The following is a 17,803-nucleotide window of genomic DNA, read 5'->3' as shown; positions in this document are numbered from 1 at the left end:
ATTCTGTACGGCGTACAACTAACTCGCCCTTGGGGAGGCGCCATGCGCATCACGTCGTCCGTCGTCTGTGTCACCGTCGACGACGTCCCGTCCTCCAGCAAGTTTCTCGCGGATCACTTCGGCTACCGCGAGCGGATGGCCGCCGACGGTTTCGCCTCGATGAGGCGCGACGACGACGCGGTCGACGTGGTCTTCCACGCCGTCGGCCTGGAGGTGCTGCCGCCGGAGCTGCGCCAGGTGCGGGTCGCGGGCACCATCATCGCCTTCGTGGTCGACGATCTGGACGCCGAGCAGGACCGGCTGCGCGCCGAGGGCGTCGAGCCCTCGTTGCCGATCCGTGAGGAGCCCTGGGGCGAGCGGCTGCTCCTGGTCACCGACCCGAACGGGGTTGTTTACGAGCTCGCGGAGTTCGCCGAGCAGTAGTCGAGCCGATAATCTCGACGGACTGTTCAGGGGGTTGAAGTGCTCGTCGTTCACGGCGGCTGGGCGCCCGGGTCGGGGCGCCAAGGCCGACTGCTGCTCTGGGCCGAGGAGCCCGCCATCGAGGAGTCCACGCCCTCCCGGGCGAGACTCCGGCCACATCCGTTCGCGGCCGGCACCGCATCGCTGACCGCCGCCCTCGACCTTCCGGAGGCGACCGCCGGCAGCTCCCTGATCCAGCTGCCCAGCACGGCACGTGGCCCGATCCCCTCACCCGAGACCGGCATCGAGATGACCTCCCCGCGCGGAGTTCGCCTCGCCGACTGGACCGTGCCCACCCTCGCGATCGCCGGAGAGTCCGCCCTGGGCCTGCTGGCCGAGCTCGCCGAGCCCGACCCGGCCGCGCCGTGGGTCGCCGGCGCCTCGCTGCGTTATCTCTGCCTGCTTGCCGGCTGGTCCTGCGACCTGGCCCAGCGGGGTCGCATGCTGCCCCAGCTGACGATCGAGGACGGCATCCCCACGGCCCGGTGGCGCTCCGTGCTCACCGGTCCCGACCTGGCTACCTACCGCGACTTCGCGGCCGGCATGCCCCCGGTCACCCGAGCTCTCACCACTCCGACCGATCGTCCTGCCGCCCGGCGCACCTCGACGGCCGCCACGGGCGCCGGCTCGGCGGGACACGAGGTCGGACGCACGTTACGGGACGCGCTGGAGACGATGCTCGACGCGGCCGCCCGGGTCACCCTGCCGGAAAAGATCCTCGGCGGGCATCGCGCCGGGTCACGTGCCCCGCTGCCCGACCGCTGGGTCGGCGCGCTGACCGCCACCGACCCCACGCTGCCCGACGCGCCCGCCGCCGAGCTGCGTGACCTGCGCAAGGCACTGGACGATTGGATGCGAGCCGCCCAGGCGGCCAACGGTCCGATCCGGGTCAGCTTCCGGCTGATCGAGCCGGAGCCGGGCGAGGATGCCTGGGATCTGGAGTTCGCCCTCCAGTCCGCCGAGGACTCCGGCCTCTACCTGCCGGCCGAGGCCGTCTGGGCCGGCGAGCGCTTCCCGGGCCTGCCGCGGCGGCCCGACGAGGCGCTGCTCGCCGGGCTGGGCCGGGCCGTCCGGCTGTTCCCGGCGCTGCACGAGGCACTGCGTGAGCAGCAGCCCGCCGCGATGACGCTGAGCACGGCCGAGGCCTATGACTTCCTTCGCCAGGCGGCCCCGCTGCTCCAGGCCGCCGGGTTCGGGGTGCAGCTGCCGTCCTGGGCCGGGCGCAAGGGCGTCGGCCTCAAGCTGACCACCCGGTCCAAGTCCAAGTCCGGCAGTTCCTCCCGGGCCGCCGCGGATTCCGGTTTCGGCCTCACCGAGATCGTCGCCTTCCGTCTCGACCTGGTGATCGGCGACAGCGTGGTGAGCGCCGAGGAGCTGGCCGAGCTGGCCCGGCTCAAGGTGCCGCTGGTCCGGGTCCGCGGCCAGTGGGTGGAGCTCGACGATCGTCAGCTCAAGGCCGCGCTCAAGGCGGTCGGCCGGCGGCGCGAGGGCGATCTCACCGCCGCCGAGGTGCTCCAGCAGGTGGCCGAAGGCGGCGAGGAGGATCTGCCGCTGGTCGAGGTCGACGCCGACGGCACCCTCGGTGACCTGCTGTCCGGCCAGGCCTCGGAGCGCCTCGACCCGATGCCCACGCCGATCGGCTTCCAGGGCGCCCTGCGGCCCTATCAGGAACGCGGCCTGTCCTGGCTGCACTTCCTCAGCCGGCTCGGGCTGGGCGGCATCCTCGCCGACGACATGGGCCTGGGCAAAACCGCGCAGACCATCTCGCTGCTGCTCACCGAGCGCGTCGGCGCCGGCCCGGGCGAGGTGCTGCCCACCCTGCTGATCTGCCCGATGTCCCTGATCACGAACTGGCAGAAGGAGGCGGCTCGCTTCGCCCCGGGCCTGCGCGTCTACGTGCACCACGGCGCCACCCGGCAGCGCGGCGACGACTTCCTCGCCGCGGTCGCCGAGGCGGACCTGGTGCTGACCACCTACGGCACGGCGCTGCGCGACCTGGAGGCCCTGCGGCAGATCGGCTGGAGCCGGGTGGCGTGCGACGAGGCCCAGGCGATCAAGAACAGCGGCACCCGCCAGTCCCAGGCCGTGCGCGCCATCCCGGCCCGGACACGTCTCGCCCTGACCGGCACTCCGGTGGAAAATCATCTGGCCGAGCTGTGGTCCATCATGGACTTCTGCAATCCCGGGCTGCTCGGCCCGGCGAAAAGGTTCCGCCGCCGCTTCCAGGAGCCGATCGAGGTCAACCAGGATCCGGACGCCACCGCCGCCCTGAAACGGGCGACCGGGCCGTTCGTCCTGCGCCGGCTGAAAACCGACAAGAGCATCATCTCGGACCTCCCGGAGAAAAACGAGATGAAGGTGTGGTGCACGCTCACCCCCGAGCAGGCCACGCTCTATCAGGCCGTGGTCGAGGACATGATGTCCGAGATCGAGGGCAGCGAGGGCATCCAGCGGCGGGGCAACGTGCTGGCCGCGATGATGAAGCTCAAGCAGGTCTGCAACCACCCGGCCCACCTGCTCAAAGACGGCTCCCGGCTGCCCGACCGGTCCGGCAAGCTGGCCCGGCTCGAGGAGCTGGCCGAGGAGATCGTCGAGGACGGCGACAAGGCGCTGGTCTTCACGCAGTATGCGGAGTGGGGCTCGCTGCTCCAGCCCTATCTCGCCGCCCACCTCGACCGCCCGGTGCTCTGGTTGCACGGCGGCCTCAGCAAAGCCCGCCGCGACGAGCTGGTCGAGCGCTTCCAGACCGCGGACGAGCCGATGCTCTTCCTGCTCTCGCTGAAAGCGGCCGGCACCGGTCTGAATCTCACCGCCGCCAACCACGTCGTCCACTTCGACCGGTGGTGGAACCCGGCCGTCGAGGACCAGGCCACCGACCGCGCATTCCGCATCGGACAGTCGCGCAACGTGCAGGTGCGCAAGTTCATCTGCACCGGCACGCTGGAGGAGAAAATCGACGCGATGATCGAGCGGAAAAAGGCGCTGGCCTCCTCGGTCGTCGGCACCGGCGAGGAGTGGATCACCGACCTGAGCACCGATCAGCTGCGCGAGTTGTTCGCGCTCGACCCTGCGGCGGTGCGTTGAGATGCCATTCGACAAGTCCGGCAAGTTCTACGAGGCGGCCCGTCCGATCGAAGTGGACGGTGGCCTCGCCGTCCGCTCAAAACGCGGCAAAATCGGCGAGCAGTGGTGGTCCCGGCGCTTCGTCGACGTCCTGGAGGAGGTCTGCGACCCAGGCCGCCTCGCCCGCGGCCGGGCCTACGCCCGCAAGGGCCAGGTGATCGACTTCGCGCTGAGCCCTGGGCAGCTCGTCGCCCGCGTGCAGGGCTCCCGTCCCACGCCCTACCAGGTGACGATCCGCATCGCCGCGTTCGACGAGGCACAGTGGACGGAGATCACCGAGGCGCTCGGCGCGCAGGCTCTCTACCGCGCCGCGCTCCTGGCCGGCGAGATGCCCCGCGAGATCGTCGACCTGTTCACCGACCTGGGCCTGCCCCTGTTCCCCTCCCAGCTGAACATCGACTGCTCCTGCCCCGACTGGGGCATTCCGTGCAAACACGGTTCCGCCGCCCTCTACGTGCTGGCCGAGGCCTTCGACGACGACCCGTTCCTGGTCCTGGCCTGGCGCGGCCGAGCCCGCGAGCCCTTGCTGGATGCCCTGCGAGGCACCGCCGACCCCGGTGAAACCGTCGACCCCCTGGCCGTCCCCGACGAGCCTCTCACCGACCGCCTCGCCGACTTCTACTCCCCCGCGGTGAGCCTCGGCCGCCTCCGAGAGCGCCCCACCCGCGCCGGCACCCCGCCCGAGCTGCTGCTCCGAGCCCTGGATCCGCCCCCGATCAAGGTCCGCCACATCCCTCTGATCGACCTGCTCCGCCCCACCTACCGAGACCTCGCCACCCCGCCCGAGGAGTAACCCCACCGCCGAGCCAAGGCGCTGCCGGCGCGCAGTCACGGCACCCTACGTGTGCGGGTGTGGAGAGGAAGGCGTGGTCTGGGCACACGCTGAGATCTGGGCCGCGTCCATCGTGGACCGATCGTGGGCGAGTCCACGGTGGACGCGGCGGCTTGGAGACTACCGGACAAAGGCTGATTTCGCCTTCCCCAGAGTGCTCATCAGCATGCGAGGAGTAACAACCGGTGTCAATAGACACCAGCTGATATGTCTGCCTTTCCGCGTTCCGGCCTCGCTCGCGAACTAAGGTTCGGTTCATGAGTGAGATGAGCTACCGCCGGCTCGGCGAATCGGGCCTGGTCGTGTCCGTGGTCGGCATCGGCTGCAACAACTTCGGCCGCAAGCTCGACGCGGACGGGACCCGCGAAGTCGTCGACGCGGCGCTCGACGCCGGCATCACGCTGTTCGACACCGCGGACATCTACGGCACCCCGCACGGTAGCTCGGAGCAACTGCTCGGCGCGGCGCTCAAGGGCCGCCGGGACGAGGTCGTGCTGGCCACCAAGTTCGGCATGAACATGGAGGGGATGAACGGCCGGGACTTCGGTGCCCGCGGCTCCCGGCGTTACCTCGTTCGCGCGGTCGAGGCGTCGCTGCGCCGGCTGGAGACCGATTACATCGACCTCTACCAGCTGCACGAGCCCGACCCGGCCACCCCGATCGAGGAGACCCTGGCCGCGCTCGACGACCTGGTCCGTTCCGGCAAGGTGCGATACCTGGGCAACTCCAACTTCTCCGGCTGGCAGATCGCGGACGCCGACTGGACCGCACGGGCCGCCAACCTCACGCCGTTCATCAGCGCGCAGAACCGGTACAGCCTGCTGCACCGGGACGTCGAGATCGAGGTGGTCCCGGCCTGCGAGCGCTTCGGCCTGGGCCTGCTGCCGTTCTTCCCGCTCGACTCGGGTCTGCTCTCCGGCAAGTATCGGCGGGACGAGAAAGCGGCTGCCGGCACCCGCCTCGCCCAGGAGCGGTACTCCTCGTGGCTGGCCGCCGCCGACTGGGACACCATCGAGGCGTTGACCGCCTTCAGCGCCGAGCGCGGCCACAGCCTGCTCGAGGTGGCCATCGCCGGCCTGGCCGCCCGGCCCGCGGTGACCAGTGTGATCGCCGGAGCCACCACCCCGGACCAGGTCCAGGCCAATGCCGCGGCCGCCGCCTGGGATCTCAGCGCCGCCGACCTGGCCGCGCTCGACGCCATCCTCAACCCCTGACCGGCCCCGCGGAGGCAACGGATACGGCGAGGGCCGGGTGCTGAGCACCCGGCCCTCGGCGAAACAGCTGGTCGGGGTTACTCCACGACCGTGACGATGCGGCGACGCCGGGCGATGCGGAACGCGAACACGCCCGCCGCCAGCAGCACCAGGCCCCCACCCGCCATCGACAGCGCCGACGGCCCGGTGATGGGCAGCCCGCCACCCTCACCGCCGGTCCCGCCGTCCACGGTCAGCGCCGCCCGGTCGTTCTTGTGCTTCGAGTCCTGCACCCCGCCGTCCACCTGGACGAACCCGGCGTCGTGCGACCCCTCCTGGATCATCGCCTGGAACGAGAACAGGCTCTTGCCACCCTTGGGCAGCTGGTCGAGGACCAGGCAGACCCAGTCCCGGCTGTCCAGCTTGCCGCTCAGGTCGACCTTCGTCGGCGAGGTGCCCGGCAGGCACATCTCGTCGGCCTCGGTCAGCTTGACGTTGGTCGGCAGCTTGACGTGCACGTAGCCGACCCACTTGGTGCTCAGCTGCACCGTCGCGGTCGGGCCCAGGTTCTGCGTGCCCACCTTGACGGTGACCTCGTCACCGGCGGTGCCGTGGAAGACCCCGCCGATCGCCTTGCTGTCCGCCTCCGAACGTCCCACCTTGACGATGAACTCGGCCACGTTGTCGGCCGGGTTGAGGTCGTCCTCGATCCCGTCCTCCAGATCGTCCTCGATGCCCTTGTTCAGGGCGGCGAACGACCGCGCCTTCTGGAGCTCGAGGTCGGCACCTGACTTTCCGGCGTTGCGCTTGGCGAAGGAGGCCACGAACTTGTCGGTCAGCCCGACCGCGACCACGTCGGCGAAGTAGTCCGCCGGGCCGGGCGTGTCCACGCCGACCTTGAGCTTCGCGGGGGTGGCCGAGGACAGGGTGGCCGATTCGCCCGGGGCCAGCGGTTCGTCGATGACGCAGACGATGCCGCCGAACTCCTCGTCGGCCTCGCAGTTGCGGTAGTTCAGGAGCGCTTCGAGGCCGGGCTGCGCGGCCACCACCAGGCCGAGCGGGCCGGTCTCGGCGTTACCGGTGTTCTTGATCGCCACCGGCAGGTCCACGGACTGGCCGCGGTTCAGGCTCATGTCCTTGATGTCGGCGACCTCGAGGTCGACGCCCTTCTTGGTGGTCCGCACCACCGTCAGCTGCACCTTGTCGTGCTCCTCGCCGCCGACCGTGGTGGTCACGTCGAAGTGCGACGTCAGGTTGGTCTTCGAGGCGACGTCCGGCTGCACCGTGAAGCTGTAGCTGTGCCGCTCACCGGCCGCCAGCTTGTCCAGCGTGCAGGCGGTGGCCGAGCAGCCGGCCGGCGGCACGAAACCGAGGTCGGCCGGCACCGCGCCGGGACCGTCGGCGAAGCCGATCACGACGTTCTTGGCGTCCGCGCCGCCGAGGTTGTAGACGTCGAACTTGACCGTCTTCGCCTGCCCGTCGATCACGGTGACCGTGTCGGTGATGTTCAGCAGCAGCAGCGGGAACCCGACGAGGGAGTCGGCCCGCGCGGGCAGCGCCAGACCGGACACGGCGAGGCCGGCGGCGATCGGGGGCAGGACCAGGCGGCGGACAAGGGCGCGCAAACGCATGGGCACCGTCTTCGAACTTGGGGCCGCGCGGGCCGCGGCGGGAAAGTCCGAGGAGCCTAAGCGCCCGCTCCGAAAAGATCAAACATTGGCGAAAAGCAGGCCATCCGCCGGCAATGGTGGCACTTCGCCCCGATTCGCCGCGCGCCGGGCGAATTCCGACACACCCTGGATCTGCCGCTCGCCGAGGGAGAAGTCGAGGGCCCGGAAGTAGTTCGCCAGGGTGGCCGCGTCGAACGGCTCCCAGCGCGCGGCCGCCTCGGCCACCTCGTCCAGCTCGCCCAGGCACAGCTCCTTGGACCGCTGGAACGCCTCGTGCACGTCCTTGACCTGCCCCGGGTTCGCCGCGGCGAACTCCTTGCGGACCGCCCAGACGGCGAAGACCATCGGCAGGCCGGTCCACTCCCGCCAGGCGGCAGCCAGGTCGATCACCTCGAGGCCGAGCGCCGGAGCCTCGTAGAGCGCGCGCAGCGCCGGGTCGCCGATCAGCGCCGCGGCGTCGGCCACCTGGAGCATCTGCGACAGGTCGGGCGGGCAGCGGAAATAGGTGGGCTCCACGCCGTACCGGTCGGAGAGCAGCATCTGCGCCAGCAGGACGCCGGTCCGCGAGGTGGAGCCCAGGGCGACCGGCCGCTTGTCGAGCTCGGCCGGTGGCCGGGTGGTGACCAGGTTGACCGAGAGCACCGGTCCGTCGCTGCCGACCGCCAGGTCGGGCAGCAGGAGCAGCCGATCGGCATGCTTCAGATACTCCACCAGGGTGATCGGGCCGATGTCCAGGTCACCGGCGACGAGCGCGGCGCTGAGCCGATCGGGCGTGTCCTTGTGCAGGTCGACGTCGAGCAGCGCGCCCGAGCGCATCAGCCCCCAGTAGATCGGTAGGCAGTTGAGGAACTGGATGTGCCCGACCCGGGGCCGACTGACGCTGTCGCTCATGCAGCGACGGTATCCCTGATCTCCGGCCCTTCGCTGATCGAAGGGACGTCTCGTGGCTCACGTCGCACCAGCGGCCAGCAGGACAAAGCCGCCAGCAGGCCGGCCGCCCCGGCACCGGCCACCAGCACCCGCGGGTCGAACTGCTCGACCAGCGGCCCGGCCACCAGGTAACCGAGCAGCCCGGCGCCCTGGACCACCGCGGTGATCACGGCGAAGGCACGGCCGTGCGCCGCGCTGGGCACCCGCCCGGCGACGACCACCGCGAGGCACACGTTCAGCCCGCCGTTGCAGGCGCCGCCGAAAATCCAGAGCGGGACCAGCCAGGCGGCCGAGGTGACCGTCGCGGCGGCGAGCACCGCGACGCAGGAGCCGGCCAGCAGCATCAGCATCAGCCGGACCGTGAGCCGGTGCTGCGGCACCCGCCCGAAGACCGGGCTGAACAGCAGCATCCCCACCGTCCAGGACGCGGCGACCAGCCCGAACACGGTGGACGAGGCACCCAGGGTGCCCCGGATGAAGAACACCTCGATCACGTTGATCGCGCCGACCCCGGCGACCGTGGCGGCGATCGCCACGGTCATCACGGTCAGCGACCGGTCGGCGCGCAGCCGGAACGCGACCGGCGCCGCCGCCGTGCCGCCCGCCCCGCCCCGCCGCCGGGTGCGGATCAGCAGGGCCACCACGACCAGCGCGAGATAGCTGACCGCGTCGATCAGCAGCGGGACCCGCGGCCCGGTCTGCCCGACCAGGAATCCGGCCAGCGCCGGGGCCGCCAGCATGCCCACCTGCCCGGCGGTCTGCGTGATGCCGCTGGCCCGGGCCAGGTCGTCGCGGTGGACCATGCGGGGCAGCAGCGCCTGGATGGTGGGCTGGGTGACCGCGAGGCCGGCGGCGAGCAGCGCGACCAGCCCGATGATCGCGAGGGGGTGGCTGGTCACCGCGAGTGCCGCGCAGACCAGGGCCTGCGCTGCCCCGGTCAGGACCAGCACGGTACGGCTGTCCGCCCGATCCGCCAGCCGCCCGGTCAGCGGGGCCAGCAGCGCCGGTGGCAGAGCCGCCGCCAGCAGCAGGCCGGAGACGGCCAGGCCGCCGTGGCCGGCCTGCTGCAACACCAGGGCGAGCGTGGTCGCCGCGAGGAAGTCGCCGCAGACGGAGATCGCCCGCCCGCCGGCCACCAGGTAGACGTCCGTCCAGCGCGACGAGGCAGATGTGAAGGACATACTTCGAAAGTAATCCTTCGCATCTGCCTCGCGCAAGGCCCGCGGCGGCCCGCGTCAAGAGGCCGCCGTCGATTCAGTCCAACGGGAACGCCGTGTACTGGACGACCACCTTCCGCGCCCCGGCCGGCGGATCGGCCAGCCGCTCCCGCACCCGGTACGGCTCCATCAGGTCCCGCACCCGCTGGTTGAGCTCCGCCAGCTCGGCCGCGCTGACCAGCAGCTGCTGGTCCATCAGGGCACTGGACTCCCGCCACTCCGCCGGCTCGCCGTGCTGCCGGTCCAGCCAGGTGTGCACCCGCTCCTGATCCCGTTTCAGATACAGGTCGACCAGCGCCCGCTCGGCGGCCGCCGCGTCCGGCTGGTCGGCGTCCCCGTCGATCCACAGGCTGCTGCCGGTGCTGCGCCAGCGCCGCTCCCGCCCGTCCCCCTGGCTCGGCGCCTGCTCGACCAGTCCATACCTGGCCAGCTCCCGCAGGTGGTAACTGCTCGCGCTGGGTGAGAGCCCGACCAGCCCGGCGACCTCGGTCGCGGTCACCGTCGACCCGGTGACGTTGAGATGCTCGACGATCTCGATCCGCGCCGGATGCGCCAACGCTCGCAACGCACGCGCGTCCGTCACCCGTACGTTCTCCTGCTCCGCCATGCCCCCATTCTCGACCGGGCGAAAACCCGGCGAAAAATCGGTGGACAGCGAACGCCGGGGGCGTAGCGTTTAGGGCCGCTTGACGGCCGTGGTGAGCATGCACCGCAGCGGACGTCCCCCGCGCCGGCGGCGGCCGACCCGCCTTCCGGACACGCGAGCGCAGCCGGATCTCAGCCTGCCGAGGATGCCCGTGCCCGCCTCTGACCTCGACACCGAACTCACCGCCGAACGCACCCACCTCACCGAGTCCCGCGCCGCGCTGAAACGGATGCGGGGCCGGGCCGAGGCCCTCTTCTCCACCGGCGACAAGGTGGCCGGCGACGCCTACACCGCCGAACAGCTGGGCCGGCACATGGCCCGCCGGGTCAAGGAGCTGGCCGACGACCCGGACACGCCGCTCTTCTTCGGCCGCCTCGACATCGAGGAGATCGCCTACCACGTGGGCCGCCGGCACGTCACCGACGACGCCGGCGAGCCGATGGTGCTGGACTGGCGCGCGCCGCTGTCCCGCTCGTTCTACCGGGCCAGCGTGCGCGACCCGCAGGGCGTCGCCACCCGCCGCCGGTTCGGGTTCGTCAAGGGCGAGCTGACCAGCTTCGAGGACGAGCACCTCGACCGCGGCGAGGAGCTGGGCACCAGCAGCCGGATCCTGACCGCGGAGATCGAGCGGCCCCGCGTCGGGCCGATGCGCGACATCGTCGCCACCATCCAGCCGGAGCAGGACGAGCTGGTCCGCGCCGAGCTGGCCGACTCGATCTGCGTGCAGGGCGCGCCCGGCACCGGCAAGACCGCGGTCGGCCTGCACCGCGCCGCGTTCCTGCTCTACCTGCACCGGGAGCGGCTGCGCCGGTCCGGGGTGCTGATCGTCGGGCCGAACACGGCGTTCCTGTCCTACATCTCCGCGGTGCTGCCGACCCTGGGCGAGGTCGAGGTCCAGCAGTCCACCCTGGACGATCTCGTCGCCCGGCATCCGGTCAAGGCGGTGGACCCGCCGGCGGCCGCGCTGGTCAAGAACGACGTACGCATGGCGGCGGCACTGAAGAACCTGCTCTGGAGCCGGATCGCCCGGCCCGCCGAGCCGATCATGGTGTCGGACGGCTCCTACCGCTGGCGGATCGACGTCGAGCCGCTGCGCCGGATCGTCGACGAGGCGCGACGTGAGGGTCTGCCCTATGCGGTCGGCCGCGAGCGCGTCCGGGCCCGGGTGGTCGGCCTGCTGCAACGCCAGTCGGAGTACCGGACCGGCAATTCGCCGAGCGAGTCGTGGCTCCGCAAGATGAGCAAGATCGCCCAGGTCACCGAGTTCCTCGAGGCCTGCTGGCCCGCGGTCACGCCGGAGTCCCTGGTCGGGGGCCTGCTGACCGATCCGTCGACGGCCGGTGAGCTGCTGACCGAGACGGAGCAGGAGGCGATCCGCTGGGTCCGGCCGCCCAAGACGGTCAAGTCGGCGAAGTGGACGGTCGCCGACCTGGTGCTGCTCGACGAGGCCGCCGGGCTCCTGGAGCGGGAGAACAGTTTCGGTCACGTGGTCATCGACGAGGCCCAGGACCTGTCCCCCATGCAGGCCCGTGCGATCGCCCGGCGCAGCGAGCACGGCTCGATCACGCTGCTCGGCGACCTGGCCCAGGGCACCGCCCCGTGGGCCGCCGCCGACTGGCGGGAGATCCTGCGCCACCTGGGCAAACCGGATGCCGCCGTGGTGCCGCTGACCGTCGGCTTTCGCGTACCGGAAGCGGTGGTGACGCTGGCCAACCGCCTCCTGCCGGCGCTCGGCGTGCAAGTGCCCGAAGCGGTCTCCCTGCGCCGCGACGGCGATCTCGTGATCGTGCCGGTCGCCGACCCGGCGGATCTGGACGCCCGGACGCTGGCCGAGGTCTCGGTGCGGGTGCTGGAGCACGAGGGCTCGATCGCGGTGATCGCGGCGGACACCGCGGTGGACCGGATCCGCGGGCATCTCACGGCGGCCGGCATCGAGCACGCGACGCCCGACGACGTCGATGCCGAGGCGCGCGTCACGGTCGTCCCCGCCACGGTCGTCAAGGGCTTGGAGTACGACCATGTCGTCGTTCACGAGCCCGCCGACATCGTGGCCGCCGAGCCGCGCGGGCTGAACCGTCTCTACGTGGTGCTCACGCGAGCCGTCACCGGCCTGTCGATCGTGCACGCCACACCGCTGCCTGAACCGCTTAACATCGGCTGATGCCCCGCATCGGAGTGATGTTCGACCGCGACCTGTCCCCCGAAGACCTGCAAGCCTTCGCCGCCGCCGTGGAGGAGGCCGGCGCCGACGACCTCTGGGTGGTCGAGGACCTCGGCTGGGCCGGCTCGATCAGTACGGCCGCCCTGGCCCTGGCCGCCACCTCCCGGATCCGGGTCGGCATCGGCATAGCGCCGGTGCCGTTGCGCAGCCCGGCCCTGCTCGCCATGGAGCTGGCCATGCTCGCCCGGGTCTACCCGGGCCGCCTGGTGGCCGGTCTCGGACACGGCGTCTCCGAGTGGATGCGCCAGCTCGGCGTCGAGCCGAAGTCGAAGCTGGCGATGCTGGAGGAGACCGTCCTCGCGGTGCGCGGGCTGCTGCGCGGCGACCTGGTCACGGTGGACGGCCGGGAGGTGCACCTCGACGGCGTTCGCCTGGTGCACCCACCGGCCGTGCAACCGGCGATCGTCACCGGGGTGGTGCGACCGCGCTCGCTGGAGCTCTCCGGCCGGGTCGCGGACGGCACGATCATCGCCGAGGGCAACGGGCCGGCCGAGATCCAGGCCGCGCTCACGCACATCCGCCGGGGCGGGGCGACCGACGAGCACGAGCTGATCCTCTTCGCGTACCTGCACGTCAACGACGATCCGGCGGACGCCGCGAAGGTCACCGGCGCGATGGTCGAGGGGCAGGCGAGCTGGCTCGGTGTGCCGCCGTCCGAGGTGTTCTCGCTGATCGGCCCGGTCGCCGAGGTGCCCGGCAAGGTGCGGTCACTGGTCGAGGCCGGCACCGGGACCATCGTGCTGCGGCCGCTCGGCCCGGACCCGATCCCGCAGGTCCGGGCCGCCCTCAGCGCCCTCGGCCGCTGAAAGTCCGCCGCGGGCGCCGAGGTCCGCGATGAGCCGCTCCATCGCCGCCACCGGCAGCGACGGGTTGCCCGCCGCCGACTCGGCCACCTGCGGATCCGCGTCGCCGAGCAGCTCGGCGACGCGGTCCGGGGGCAGCGCGGGGTGCCCGGCCGCGATCGGCCGGGCCCGCTCGTCGGCGAGGCAGAACTCCAGGGCCGCCGCTCCGGCATGCGGGTGCCGGGCGATCTCGCGCAGCGCCTTCGGCACGCGCGGATCCTGCCGGGCCAGGTCGAGGAGCAGGTCCGCGGGCACCTCCGGGTTCGCCGCGACACTGCTTTTCACCCGTACGCCCTGAGCCGCCACCATCGCGGCCAGCCGTTCCACCGAGAGCCCCGGGTGCCCGGCCACCGCCGCGACGACCTTCGCGTCCGGGTCGCCGGCGAGCGCGTCGCGCACCTCGGGCGGCAGGTCACGGCGGGTGGCCAGCAGCATCCGCACCTCGGGCACCGGACTGGCCGCGAGCTGCCGGACCTCCGGATCGGTCGCCGCCTCGACCCGCGGCAGCAGGACCGGCCCGATCCGGGTCGTCGCGGCCAGCTCGGCCAGCACGTCGAGCGGAACCTTCGGGTTGTGCGCGAGCCGGCGCCGGACCTCGGGATCCTTGTCGCCGGCCAGCCTCCGGAGCACCTCGTCCGGCAGTCCCGGGTTTCCGGCCAGGTCGTGCCGCACGCCGGGGATCGGGTCACCGGCCAGCCGCGCGGCCACCCCGGGCGGCAGGTCCGGCCGTGCCGCGAGCGTCCACCGCAGGATCGCCGACTCGTTGTCAGCCAGGCTGACCAGGGACGACATCGGCGTCGCCGGGTTATCCACAGCCTGGCACCGCAGGCTGTGGATAGCGTATTGGTGGCTACCGTCGCAGGCCGCCCCGGGCGGCAGTGTGCAGTCCGTCCGCGCGCAGTGCGGATCGTGCACGAACGGGATCGGCTCCCGCTCGCAGACCTGGCACACCTCGGGCGGCGGATCGTTGGTGACCAGTGCGGCCAGCAGCTCGGGTGGCGTGGCACGGTTCGCCGCGACCGTCACCCGCACCTCCGCGTGCCGGTGCCGGGCCAGCCGGGCGAGCAACCGCTGATCGGTGGTCCGCCAGGCCAACTCGGCGACGACCTCCGGGTCCGGGTCGGCGGCCAGCCGTTCGCGCACGTCGGGCGGCAGGTCCGGGCAGACCGCCAGCTCCTGCCGGAGCTCCGGGTCGGTCTCGGCGGCGAGCTGCCGCGCCCACTCCGCCCGGCCGCGGCCCGCGTCGAGCAGGGCCAGGGCGACGTGCGCCCAGCCGGCCGTCCCGGCCGGCTCCGGCAAGTCGTCGGCGGACAGCCGCCCGTCGTGGGCGAACTGGACCGCGGCCGCCTCGAACCGGCCGGCCAGCTCCCGGACCTGGGCACCGGTGAGGCCGGGGTGGGCGGCGAGCGCACACGCGAGTTCCTCGTCGGCCAGCCCGATCAGGCGGTCGGCCAAGGCGGGCGGCAGGGCGGGGTTGCCGGCCAGCGCTACCAGGAGGTCATCCACGATCGAGCATCCTTGCCGCTCGGCCGCCGCACCGGAACCCCCTTCTGATGCATGTGGATCTCGGACCGGACGGTTCAGCCGAGCGGCTTCACCCAGCGGGACCACTCCGGCTGCGGACGGTAGCCGTGCGCCGTCCAGATGCCGTGCGCCCGCTCGTTGGCGTCGAGCACCATGGCGTCCGCGCGGGTGCCACCCAGCGCGCGGAACCGCTCCTCGGCCGCGGCGATCAGGCGGCCGCCGATGCCGGCCCGGCGCCGGTCCGGATCGACCGCGAGCCGGTAGAGGTGGCAGCGCCACCCGTCCCACCCGGCGATGATCGTGCCGACGACGGCCCCGTCCCCGATCGCCAGGATCAGCGCCTCCGGGTCCCGGGCGAGCAGCGCCTCGACCGCCTCGGCGGTGTCCACCGGCCGGTTGCCGTTCTCCGCCGCGCCCTGCCAGAACGCCAGCACCGCGGGCAGGTCGGCCGGCTCGGCCTTTCTCAAGATCACATCAAGCACGTCGCCACCCTATGAGCTTTATGGCACAAAGTTCTTTGACTTTGAGTCGTAAAGTAGGCGCATGGCATCGATCGACGACGAATCGACATTCGACGACCCGGCCGAGGCGCTGCGGTTGATCGATCGGGAGCGGGCCAACCTGGAGCGTGAGCTGACCCCCGACCCGCGGTGGATGTTCTGGCCGTGGGGCATCACCTGGCTGATCGGATTCGGCCTGTTCTTCCTGCGCTGGGGGCCGGACGAGCGGGTGCTCGTGGCCCTGCCCGACTGGCTGCCGATCACCGTGCTGACCCTGCTGCTGATGGCCGCCGGGGCGATCACCGGGGTGATGGGCGCCCGGTCCGGCCGCGCGCTGAGCGGGCCCAGCTCCCGGCAGGGGCGGATGTTCGGGTTCTCCTGGTCCGCCGGCTTCGCCGGGTTGGCGCTGGTGTTCAGCCAGGTCAGCGACGTGGTGCCGGAGTCGCGGCAGGGCATCCTGTGGGGTGGCGGCCTGGTCGCGCTGATCGGCGCGCTCTACATGGCCGGCGCCGCAGTCTGGGACGACCGGGTCACCTTCGTCCTCGGCGCCTGGATCAGCGGCGTCAACATCGTCGGCGTGCTGATCGGGCCGGGCTGGCACGCGCTGGTCGTGGCGGTGGCCGGCGGCGGCGGACTCATGATCGCCGGTCTGATCGGCTGGTGGCACCGCCGATGAGCGCGAGCGACACCGCGAGCGAGCTGCCCGAGCTCGACCCGGTCATCCACGCGCAGGCCCGGCTCCGGGTGGTCTCCGCGCTCTCCCAGATGCGCGAGGCGGACAGCATCGCCTTTCCCCGGCTCCAGGAGATCCTCCGGATGACCGCCGGCAACCTCTCGGTCCACCTGCGCAAACTCGAGGACGCCGACTACGTCGAGGTGGTCAAGACGCACCGGGGCCGCACCCCCACCACCCTGGTCCGGCTGACCCGCCGCGGCCGCCTCGCCTTCGACGACTACGTCACCGCCCTGCGTGCCCTGCTCAACCACACGGAGGAGACATGATCCACGCACGTGCCGTCCAGGTCACCCGGCGGTACTCCACCGCCCTGGCCCTGGACCACCTCGACCTGGAGGTGCCGGCCGGCGAGCTGGTCGGTCTGCTCGGGCCGAACGGCGCCGGCAAGAGCACCCTGGTCAGCCTCTTCACCGGCATCCGGCGGCCCACCTCGGGCCGGGTCGAGCTGTGCGGCGGTGACCCGCGCGACCCCCGGTTCCGGCGATACCTCGGCGTCACTCCACAGGAGACCGGCCTGCCGGCGTCGCTGCGCGTCGGCGAGGTGACCGATTTCGTCCGGGCGCACTTCGCCGACCCATTGTCCACTGCGGAGATTCTCGGCCGGTTCGGGCTGACCGACCTGATCCGGCGGCAGACCGGTGGCCTCTCCGGCGGGCAGCGACGCCGCCTCGCGGTGGCCCTCGCCTTCGCCGGCCGCCCGCGGATCGTCTTCCTCGACGAGCCGACCACCGGGCTGGACGTGGAGGCCCGGCGCGCCCTCTGGGACGGCATCCGGGCATTCCACGCCGAGGGCGGCACGGTCGTGCTGACCAGCCACTATCTGGAGGAGATCGAGGCGCTGGCGCAGCGGGTCGTGGTGCTCGACGCCGGCCGCGTTCTCGCCGACGACAGCGTCGACGCTCTTCGGGAGCTGGCCGGCGTACGCAAAATCGCTCTGACCTCGTCCACTGACCTGCCGGACCTGTCCGGGGTGTTGCGCGCGGAGCGCGCCGGTGACCGCCACGTGCTGCTCACGCCGGACGCCGACGCCCTGGTCCGCGAGTTGGTCCGGCGTGACGTCGCGTTCCGTGACCTGGAGGTGCGCGGCACCACGCTGGAGGAGGCCTTCCTGACCCTGACCAAGGAGCCGTCGTGGTCCTCGCACTGACCCATGCCAAGTTTCAGCTGCTGGAGCTGTTCCGGATCCCGATCGCGGTGATCGGCGGCGCGTTCTGGCCGGCCGCCGCGATGCTGGCCTTCGTGGTGCCGTTCACCGGCGACGATCCGGCCGGCGCCACCTACGCCGCCGCTTCGATGATCACGTTCGCGGTGATGAGCACCAACCTCTTTCAGTACGGCATCGGCGTCGCCGAGGACCGCGCCCAGCCCTGGGATCCCTACGTGCGCACGCTCCCGGCCGGCGCCCTGCCCCGGTTCACCGGCCGGATCGTGGCCGGCCTCACCAACATGGCGATCTCGATGATCCCGGTGGTGATCATCGCGGCGCTGTTCACCCCGGCCTCGGTGAGCGGGCCGGAGTTCCTGGCCGCGGCCGCCGCCACCGCGGTGATCTCGGTGCCGTTCATCCTGCTCGGCCTCTCCATCGGTTACTCGATGCCGCAGAAGGCGGCGATCGTGGTCGCGCAGGTGCTGTTCCTGCCGCTGGCGTTCGGCGGCGGCCTGATGGGCTCGCCCGGCTGGCAGCCGGGGTTCGTCGCGACGATCGCGCCCTACCTGCCGACCGGCGGCGCGGTGCGCCTGATGTGGGCGGCGGTCGGTGACTATCCGTTCCAGTGGGCCTCGGCGGTGTCACTGCTCGCCTGGACGGTGGCGCTCGGCGGTCTGGCCGTTCTGGCGTTCCGCCGAGACGAAGGTCGTCGATTCGGCTAGAAGACTGACACTTTCATGTCCGCGCTGGTGACCGGATG

At 71.9% G+C, this 17,803-nt stretch carries 16 protein-coding genes; 10 read left to right on the top strand and 6 right to left on the bottom strand.

The window, feature by feature from the left end:
- Positions 1-42 precede the first annotated feature (42 nt).
- The 4 genes from Aiant_RS22365 to Aiant_RS22350 all read left to right on the top strand — a co-directional run bounded on the left by Aiant_RS22365 (position 43) and on the right by Aiant_RS22350 (position 5,631).
- Entirely contained in the window at positions 43-423 is a 381-nt protein-coding gene (locus Aiant_RS22365) for a VOC family protein (RefSeq protein WP_189334496.1), read from the top strand.
- A gap of 39 nt (positions 424-462) precedes the next feature.
- Positions 463-3,546, top strand: coding sequence for a DEAD/DEAH box helicase (locus Aiant_RS22360; RefSeq protein WP_189334495.1), 3,084 nt, complete (start codon positions 463-465; stop codon positions 3,544-3,546).
- A gap of 1 nt (position 3,547) precedes the next feature.
- Positions 3,548-4,378, top strand: a complete 831-nt coding sequence (locus tag Aiant_RS22355) for an SWIM zinc finger family protein (RefSeq protein ID WP_189334494.1) — start codon at positions 3,548-3,550, stop codon at positions 4,376-4,378.
- A 305-nt stretch (positions 4,379-4,683) separates the two neighbouring features.
- Positions 4,684-5,631, top strand: coding sequence for an aldo/keto reductase (locus Aiant_RS22350; protein ID WP_189334654.1), 948 nt, complete (start codon positions 4,684-4,686; stop codon positions 5,629-5,631).
- A 77-nt stretch (positions 5,632-5,708) separates the two neighbouring features.
- Here the strand turns inward: Aiant_RS22350 and Aiant_RS22345 are convergent, their stop codons facing one another.
- The 4 genes from Aiant_RS22345 to Aiant_RS22330 form a co-directional block, all read right to left on the bottom strand.
- Positions 5,709-7,241 (bottom strand): COG1361 family protein, encoded by a 1,533-nt coding sequence (locus Aiant_RS22345; protein WP_189334493.1) that lies wholly within the window; start codon positions 7,239-7,241, stop codon positions 5,709-5,711.
- Positions 7,242-7,319: 78 nt separating this feature from the next.
- Positions 7,320-8,171, bottom strand: a complete 852-nt coding sequence (locus Aiant_RS22340; RefSeq protein WP_189334492.1) for a menaquinone biosynthetic enzyme MqnA/MqnD family protein — start codon at positions 8,169-8,171, stop codon at positions 7,320-7,322.
- A complete protein-coding gene (locus Aiant_RS22335) occupies positions 8,168-9,391 on the bottom strand; it encodes an MFS transporter (protein WP_189334491.1) in 1,224 nt (407 codons plus the stop codon). Before Aiant_RS22335 ends, Aiant_RS22340 begins: the two co-directional genes overlap by 4 nt.
- Positions 9,392-9,464: 73 nt before the next feature.
- Positions 9,465-10,034 carry an ArsR/SmtB family transcription factor gene (locus tag Aiant_RS22330; protein ID WP_189334490.1) on the bottom strand — a complete coding sequence of 190 codons (570 nt, stop codon included), beginning with the start codon at positions 10,032-10,034 and terminating at the stop codon, positions 9,465-9,467.
- A 184-nt stretch (positions 10,035-10,218) separates the two neighbouring features.
- Here Aiant_RS22330 and Aiant_RS22325 point away from each other — a divergent pair, with 184 nt between their 5' ends.
- Positions 10,219-12,234, top strand: coding sequence for a HelD family protein (locus Aiant_RS22325; protein WP_189334489.1), 2,016 nt, complete (start codon positions 10,219-10,221; stop codon positions 12,232-12,234).
- A complete protein-coding gene (locus Aiant_RS22320) occupies positions 12,234-13,100 on the top strand; it encodes an LLM class flavin-dependent oxidoreductase (protein ID WP_189334488.1) in 867 nt (288 codons plus the stop codon). The genes Aiant_RS22325 and Aiant_RS22320 overlap by 1 nt, the downstream gene beginning before the upstream one ends.
- Here Aiant_RS22320 and Aiant_RS22315 read toward each other — a convergent pair.
- Together Aiant_RS22315 and Aiant_RS22310 are read right to left on the bottom strand one after the other, a co-directional pair.
- Positions 13,002-14,642 (bottom strand): hypothetical protein, encoded by a 1,641-nt coding sequence (locus Aiant_RS22315; protein WP_212847126.1) that lies wholly within the window; start codon positions 14,640-14,642, stop codon positions 13,002-13,004. The genes Aiant_RS22320 and Aiant_RS22315 overlap by 99 nt on opposite strands.
- A 74-nt stretch (positions 14,643-14,716) precedes the next feature.
- Positions 14,717-15,142, bottom strand: coding sequence for a GNAT family N-acetyltransferase (locus Aiant_RS22310; RefSeq protein ID WP_189334487.1), 426 nt, complete (start codon positions 15,140-15,142; stop codon positions 14,717-14,719).
- 61 nt (positions 15,143-15,203) lie between these two features.
- Here Aiant_RS22310 and Aiant_RS22305 point away from each other — a divergent pair, with 61 nt between their 5' ends.
- Genes Aiant_RS22305 through Aiant_RS22290 form a run of 4 tightly spaced genes read left to right on the top strand, consistent with a single transcriptional unit; the run spans position 15,204 to position 17,765 of the window.
- Entirely contained in the window at positions 15,204-15,836 is a 633-nt protein-coding gene (locus tag Aiant_RS22305) for a transporter (protein ID WP_189334486.1), read from the top strand.
- Positions 15,833-16,162, top strand: a complete 330-nt coding sequence (locus Aiant_RS22300) for a winged helix-turn-helix domain-containing protein (protein WP_189334485.1) — start codon at positions 15,833-15,835, stop codon at positions 16,160-16,162. The genes Aiant_RS22305 and Aiant_RS22300 overlap by 4 nt, the downstream gene beginning before the upstream one ends.
- The gene (locus tag Aiant_RS22295; protein ID WP_189334484.1) at positions 16,159-17,043 is read left to right on the top strand and encodes an ABC transporter ATP-binding protein; all 885 of its coding nucleotides are present in this window, start codon (positions 16,159-16,161) and stop codon (positions 17,041-17,043) included. Before Aiant_RS22300 ends, Aiant_RS22295 begins: the two co-directional genes overlap by 4 nt.
- Positions 17,028-17,765, top strand: a complete 738-nt coding sequence (locus Aiant_RS22290) for an ABC transporter permease (protein ID WP_189334483.1) — start codon at positions 17,028-17,030, stop codon at positions 17,763-17,765. Before Aiant_RS22295 ends, Aiant_RS22290 begins: the two co-directional genes overlap by 16 nt.
- The last annotated feature ends 38 nt before the right edge of the window (positions 17,766-17,803 follow it).

This window comes from Actinoplanes ianthinogenes (assembly GCF_018324205.1).
Classification (GTDB): Bacteria; Actinomycetota; Actinomycetes; order Mycobacteriales; family Micromonosporaceae; genus Actinoplanes; species Actinoplanes ianthinogenes.
Note: the sequence above shows the minus strand (reverse complement) of the source record. Positions and strands in the feature narration are given on the sequence as shown.